At 38.7% G+C, this 2,664-nt stretch carries 4 protein-coding genes and 1 pseudogene; 2 read left to right on the top strand and 3 right to left on the bottom strand.

Annotated features, from left to right (window positions below; all coding sequences use genetic code 11):
• Positions 1 to 231, top strand: a pseudogene (locus ACFIQC_RS09540) (integrase); the annotation flags it as partial.
• Positions 232 to 681: 450 nt separating this feature from the next.
• On the opposite strand, the gene ACFIQC_RS09535 reads toward ACFIQC_RS09540, so the two are convergent.
• The 3 genes from ACFIQC_RS09535 to ACFIQC_RS09525 all read right to left on the bottom strand — a co-directional run bounded on the left by ACFIQC_RS09535 (position 682) and on the right by ACFIQC_RS09525 (position 2,349).
• On the bottom strand, positions 682 to 966 hold the full coding sequence (locus ACFIQC_RS09535; protein WP_375641247.1) for a type II toxin-antitoxin system RelE/ParE family toxin: 285 nt from the start codon (positions 964 to 966) through the stop codon (positions 682 to 684).
• Positions 959 to 1,177, bottom strand: a complete 219-nt coding sequence (locus ACFIQC_RS09530; protein WP_005773872.1) for a TA system antitoxin ParD family protein — start codon at positions 1,175 to 1,177, stop codon at positions 959 to 961. The genes ACFIQC_RS09535 and ACFIQC_RS09530 overlap by 8 nt, the downstream gene beginning before the upstream one ends.
• 488 nt (positions 1,178 to 1,665) lie before the next feature.
• Complete coding sequence (locus ACFIQC_RS09525; protein ID WP_375707111.1) at positions 1,666 to 2,349, bottom strand: DNA adenine methylase; 684 nt, start codon at positions 2,347 to 2,349, stop codon at positions 1,666 to 1,668.
• A gap of 148 nt (positions 2,350 to 2,497) precedes the next feature.
• Here ACFIQC_RS09525 and ACFIQC_RS09520 point away from each other — a divergent pair.
• A partial coding sequence (locus ACFIQC_RS09520; RefSeq protein WP_375707110.1) for an Arm DNA-binding domain-containing protein occupies positions 2,498 to 2,664 on the top strand: 167 nt, incomplete at its 3' end.

Here is a 2,664-nt window from a genome sequence, read left to right as displayed (position 1 = left end):
TGGAAAGATGTTCCCGCTTTTTATAAAACGCTTTGCCAAACAACAAACCCCACACAACTGGCTTTGCGTTTGCTTATCCTTACAGGGGTTCGTACCAATCCCTTGCGTCATAATGAAGCTATAGCAGATAGTAAGGGATTTTTCTATGGCATTAATATGACGTTGATGCAGCAGGCACGTGTAGCCTTTCCAGAGGTTGTACTTAAGACTGAGCTAAAATTAGCAAATTAAACCCTTCTTATTCGTATTTGCGCAAGAGAACTGAGGTGTAACTTGTTGAGCCTAGAAACACCATGCATGATTATGTGCGCATTGAGCTATAGGACTTAGTTGTATTTAGTATTTTGCGGCTTGAATTTACCGAGGAAAGTGCGAAGCGTTAAATTTATAACAGATGCTACTGACTTACCTCTAATCTAGTAAAGTTCTATCATGACAAAGCCATTTGTTGGGGTGTACGGAAGAGCTTTGTTTTTAACTCAAGTTAGAGGTATGTAATAGCAGATGAGTGCAGTACTCCTTTGCTGCAAAGTCCTCCAATCGGTTTAGCTAAAAATATTATGCCGCAATTAGGTGCCCAATATAGCTTGATCATGTCTATAAATTTTGGTTTAATACCTTTAGCACTGGAGAACTTTAGTAAAATTAATGCTGTGTGCCTCTATCAAGTTGTAAAATATATTATGCTTTAAGATCTCGGTAAAAATTTTCATGAGAGCCAAGTGCTAACAAGGTCAAAGTAATCGTGTGATCTTCATAGCTGTAAGCAAGCAGCGTCAATTGCTTGGCCATTTTAAATTTATAGACAAAAACACCAGAAAGATCACCTGTTTTGGCTTGACCAATGGTGGGCGTTTTCATAATGACGCGAACAGCTTGGTTTAGATCTTGTTTTTGGTTGGCATGCAGTTTTTTGACAGTTTTTTTAAATGAATGGGTTTGTAAAACTTGCATAGATTCAGCCAAATTCGAATGCTGTTACATCGCCATCTGCATTTTCTTGTTGTCCAAGTAAGATTGCTTGAATAAATTGAAAGGAGAGATCTGGATTTTCTTCGGCTATTTTGCCCATACGCGACCAATATTCAATTTGCTTAGGAACCGAGCGGCTATAAACAGACGCGTAACGCTTAGCCTCATTAATGAGATCATCAGACAGTTTAACAGTTGTAGCCATGACTATACTCCTACCTTACAATAAGGTGGTAATATAGTTCAAAAGGTGTTAAAAAGCAACCTTTGAAACACAATAACCTTAGCAGATCTCTAACACAATTCCTTCTCTCACAGCCATCTTTCTTAATATCTGAAAGAAGAGAAAATAAAAGATAAATTTAGAACTAAATGATCGAGAATAAGCTCTAAAAAGGTTCGGGATAGGCAGAAAATAAGTTAAAAGAATCAACGGAATCAAAATTCCCGAACTTCTATATAATCTATTGATTTTATATAAATATAGCATTCCTACCCCCTCCGCCACAGCACTTTTGTCGTGCTATAAATTATTGATTCTATATGTCTTGTATGTAACTTGTCAGCAGGTTTTGCAGCAATTCATTTTTAAAATTCACGTCTTTTTTAAAAAATTAAAGGGGTTTTCAAAGGGTCTTCAAAGGCCTTTCAAAGATCATTTAAAGACCCTTTAAGGCAGCTTTTTCTCCTTTGCTAAAAGTCGCAATTTGAGATGATGAGCTCTTGAGCTGGAATTGGATTATTTGAACTGCATGTATAAGATATGGTGACTTCTTTTATCTTAAATGGGCTAAAGCTTTTGCGAATCTCCGGCACATCATTGAGTGACAGAAGAAACTTTCCCTTTAATTGTGCAAGCAGTGTGGACATCCTCTGATAATCCTCTCGCTTAAACAAATCCTTGCCATAGTAATCCTCAACACCCCAATAAGGCGGATCAAGGTAAAACAAGATGTTGGGACGATCATAGCGCCTAATAAACTCAAACCAATCTAAATGTTCAATGGTCACACCTGCTAAACGACGGTAAATAAGCTTTAAGGAGGCTTCAAGTTTGAGACTATTAAACCGTGCACCACGGTGTGGATCAACTCCAAACGTCTGTTTTGCCACTTTGCCACCAAAACTCAACCGCTGCAGATATAAAAACCGCAATGCCCGCTCTAAATCTGTCAGGGTCTTGGGATCTTGGGTGCGTAACCGTTCAAACGCCTCACAGCTACTCACCTGGAACTCCAACAGATCCATGAAAGGGTAATAATGGCGTTGCAACACCCGAAAAAAATTCACCACATCACCTGAACGATCATTGATCACTTCATATAAAGGAACTAATTTTCTCCTTAAAGATACAACGTATTGATTTATAATGATAATCTAGCGTTACTCATATTGAATTAGACCCTCGAATAACGCAAGATTCTCTCATTTTAAATCTGCTTATCTTGAATCAATCAAAACCACACCTTTGCACGTCACAAGCGGGATGAGTGTGTGGGTAAAACTGTATAAGAAAGGAATGAAAATGGTTTTTATGAATCGTCTTAACGCAAGGGCTGTCGCAACATTGGGAGCTGGCAAATATAATGATGGTGCCGGCTTGATCCTCCATAAGCGTAAAGATGGTGGTGCTCAATGGCTTTATCGTTATACCATTCACGGTCGGCGCCGTGAAATGGGCTTGGGCGCCTT

Source organism: Bartonella sp. AA126HLJHH (assembly GCF_042197425.1).
GTDB lineage: Bacteria > Pseudomonadota > Alphaproteobacteria > Rhizobiales > Rhizobiaceae > Bartonella.
The sequence above is the reverse complement of the archived record's forward strand: the minus strand, read 5'-3'. Positions and strand labels throughout refer to the sequence as shown.

Bases quoted from the DNA above. Each gene is read 5' to 3' on its own strand.
- ACFIQC_RS09530 (WP_005773872.1), bottom strand. From the start codon at position 1,177: ATGGCTACAACTGTTAAACTGTCTGATGATCTCATTAATGAGGCTAAG.